This window comes from Allonocardiopsis opalescens, from assembly GCF_003002095.1.
Taxonomy (GTDB): domain Bacteria; phylum Actinomycetota; class Actinomycetes; order Streptosporangiales; family Streptosporangiaceae; genus Allonocardiopsis; species Allonocardiopsis opalescens.
The window spans coordinates 1-3615 of record NZ_PVZC01000020.1 but is presented as its reverse complement, the minus strand read 5'-3'; the positions used below and the strand labels follow the sequence as shown (position 1 = coordinate 3615).

The 3615-nt window shown below is 58.5% G+C and carries 2 rRNA genes; both read left to right on the top strand.

The window, feature by feature from the left end:
* Positions 1-153 precede the first annotated feature (153 nt).
* Positions 154-3277: ribosomal RNA gene (locus tag CLV72_RS31535) — 23S ribosomal RNA — on the top strand.
* Positions 3278-3496: 219 nt separating this feature from the next.
* Positions 3497-3614: ribosomal RNA gene (gene rrf, locus CLV72_RS31530) — 5S ribosomal RNA — on the top strand.
* Position 3615: the final 1 nt, after the last annotated feature.

The window sequence follows — 3615 nt, the reverse complement described above, 5'->3', positions numbered from 1 at the left end:
GGTGGTTCTTGGGTGGCAGCGCCGGCTGCTTGGTCATATCGGATCGTTGTTCTGCCTGTTTGGGTGGGGTGATGGTTGGCTGATGGTCGGGTGTGTTGGTGGTCTGTGTGTGTTTTGAGATTTGTATAGTGAGCGCGAGTGTCTTTGTGGTGTTTGTAAGTTGTTGAGGGCATACGGTGGATGCCTTGGCACCAGGGGCCGATGAAGGACGTGGGAGGCTGCGATAAGCCGCGGGGAGCTGTCAACCGGGTGTTGATCCGTGGATTTCCGAATGGGGTAACCTAGCTCGAGTTATGTCGGGTTGCTGCCGTCTGAATGTATAGGGCGGTGTGTGGTGACGCGGGGAAGTGAAACATCTCAGTACCCGTAGGAAGAGAAGACAATATGTGATTCCCTGAGTAGTGGTGAGCGAAAGGGGATGAGGCTAAACCATGTGCGTGTGATACCTGGCAGGGGTTACGTGTGTGGGGTTGTGGGAGCTGCGTGTGGGGGTCTGCCAGCCTCCAGCGGAGTGAGAAAACACTGTGCGAGCCGAAGCCGTTGGAATGCGGTGCCGTAGTGGGTGAGAGTCCTGTAGGTGGTTGTGTGGTGTCTCCGTTGCGTGGTGTCCCGAGTAGCGCGGGGCCCGTGTAATCCCGTGTGAATCTGGCAGGACCACCTGTCAAGCCTAAATATGTCCTGGTGACCGATAGTGCACGAGTACCGTGAGGGAAAGGTGAAAAGTGCCCCGGTGAGGGGTTGTGAAAGAGTACCTGAAACCGTGTGCTTACAAGCCGTCAGAGCAGCGCCACTCCTTTTTGGGGTGGTTTTTTGTGATGGCGTGCCTTTTGAAGAATGAGCCTGCGAGTTGTGGTGTGTGGCGAGGTTAACCCGGGTGGGGGAGCCGTAGCGAAAGCGAGTCTGAATAGGGCGTTTTTAGTCGCATGCTGCAGACCCGAAGCGGAGTGATCTACCCATGGGCAGGGTGAAGCGCGGGTAAGACCGTGTGGAGGCCCGGACCCACCAGGGTTGAAAACCTGGGGGATGATCTGTGGGTAGGGGTGAAAGGCCAATCAAACTCCGTGATAGCTGGTTCTCCCCGAAATGCATTTAGGTGCAGCGTTGCGTGTGCTCGTCTGAGGTAGAGCTACTGGTTGGCTGATGGGCCCGACAAGGTTACTGACGTCAGCTAAACTCCGAATGCAGGTCGAGTTGAGCGTGGCAGTGAGACTGCGGGGGATAAGCTTCGTAGTCGAGAGGGAAACAGCCCAGATCATCAGCTAAGGCCCCTAAGCGTGTGCTAAGTGGGAAAGGATGTGGAGTTGCTGAGACAACCAGGAGGTTGGCTTAGAAGCAGCCACCCTTTAAAGAGTGCGTAATAGCTCACTGGTCAAGTGATTCTGCGCCGATAATTTAGCGGGGCTCAAGCACACCGCCGAAGCTGTGGAGCCTATGCCGTTGGGTGTGGGTTGGTAGGGGAGCGTCGTCCTTTGCGGTGAAGCCATACGGGTGACCGGTGGTGGAGTGGGGGCGAGTGAGAATGCAGGCATGAGTAGCGTTAACGGCGTGAGAAACGTCGTCGCCGATTGACTAAGGGTTCCTGGGGCAGGTTAATCCGCCCAGGGTGAGTCGGGGCCTAAGGCGAGGCCGACAGGCGTAGTCGATGGATAACGGGTTGATATTCCCGTACCCGTGGGTGTGCGTCCACGCTGAACCTCCGGATGCTGACCATGGTGAAGCACCATTACGCCGGCCCTTCGGGGTGGGTGGGTGGTGTGGATGGTGGGACCCGATGGGGTAGTAGGTGAGTGATGGGGTGACGCAGGAGGGTAGCTCTACCGGGCGGTGGTTGTCCCGGGGTAAGCGTGTAGCCCGGAGGGTAGGCAAATCCGCCCTTCTTGTGGGTGAGGCGTGATGCCGAGCCGTTTTAGGTGAAGTGAGTGATCCCATGCTGCCGAGAAAAGCCTCTAGCGAGTGCGCTCATGGCCCGTACCCGAAACCGACGCTGGTGGTCAGGTAGAGAATACCGAGGCGCTCGGGTGAACCATGGTTAAGGAACTCGGCAAATTGTCCCCGTAACTTTGGGAGAAGGGGAGCCCTGTCTGGTGATCCAACGTGCTTGGTGAGCTGGGTGGGGTCGCAGAGGCCAGGGGGAAGCGACTGTTTATTAAAAACACAGGTCCGTGCGAAGTCGTAAGACGCTGTATACGGACTGACGCCTGCCCGGTGCCGGAACGTTAAGAGGACCGGTTAAGTGGCCTTGTGCTGCTGAAGCTGGGAATCTAAGCGCCGGTAAACGGCGGTGGTAACTATAACCATCCTAAGGTAGCGAAATTCCTTGTCGGGTAAGTTCCGACCTGCACGAATGGCGTAACGACTTCCCCGCTGTCTCGACCATGGGCCCGGTGAAATTGCACTACGAGTAAAGATGCTCGTTACGCGCAGCAGGACGGAAAGACCCCGGGACCTTCACTATAGCTTGACATTGGTGTTTGGGGCGGCTTGTGTAGGATAGGTGGGAGCCGGTGAAGTCATCACGCTAGTGGTGGTGGAGGCGTTGGTGAAATACCACTCTGGTCGTTTCGGGCATCTCAACCTGCGACCCTTATCGGGTTGGGGGACAGTGTCTGGTGGGTAGTTTAACTGGGGCGGTTGCCTCCTAAAGGGTAACGGAGGCGCCCAAAGGTTCCCTCGGCCTGGTTGGCAATCAGGTGGTGAGTGTAAGTGCACAAGGGAGCTTGACTGTGAGACGGACGTGTCGAGCAGGTGCGAAAGCAGGGACTAGTGATCCGGCACCACCGTGTGGATGGGGTGTCGCTCAACGGCTAAAAGGTACCCCGGGGATAACAGGCTGATCTTCCCCAAGAGTCCATATCGACGGGATGGTTTGGCACCTCGATGTCGGCTCGTCGCATCCTGGGGCTGGAGTTGGTCCCAAGGGTTGGGCTGTTCGCCCATTAAAGCGGCACGCGAGCTGGGTTTAGAACGTCGCGAGACAGTTCGGTCCCTATCCGCTGCGCGCGTAGGAGACTTGATGGGGGGCTGTCCCTAGTACGAGAGGACCGGGACGGACGAACCTCTGGTGTGCCAGTTGTACCGCCAGGTGCATGGCTGGTTGGCTACGTTCGGGAGGGATAACCGCTGAAAGCATCTAAGCGGGAAGCCTGCCCTGAGATGAGGTCTCCCACCCACTTCGGTGGGGTAAGGCTCCCAGGAGACGACTGGGTTGATAGGCCGGATGTGGAAGCACTGTGAGGTGTGGAGCTGACCGGTACTAATAGGCCGAGGACTTACCCACCACGAATCTTCACGATCCCTTGCTGGTCTTCGGGCCGGCGGGCGCGCTCACTATACGAAATCTGAGAACACACACCACCCCCCATCCTTGGAGGTGGCGGCCGATCCCGTACCGGGGTTCGCCGCACCGCGAGGGGATGTTGGGGGTGGCCACCCCACAACTTCCCACCCCCCGGGGGATGGCTTTCGGGCTTCCCGGTGCGGGTTGGGTCTATAGGGTTTCGGTGGTCATAGCGGTAGGGGAACACCCGGTCACGTTCCGATCCCGGTCAGTTAAGCCTGCCAGCGCCGATGGTACTGCCCCCGAAGGGGGGTGGGAGAGCAGGACACCGCCGAACA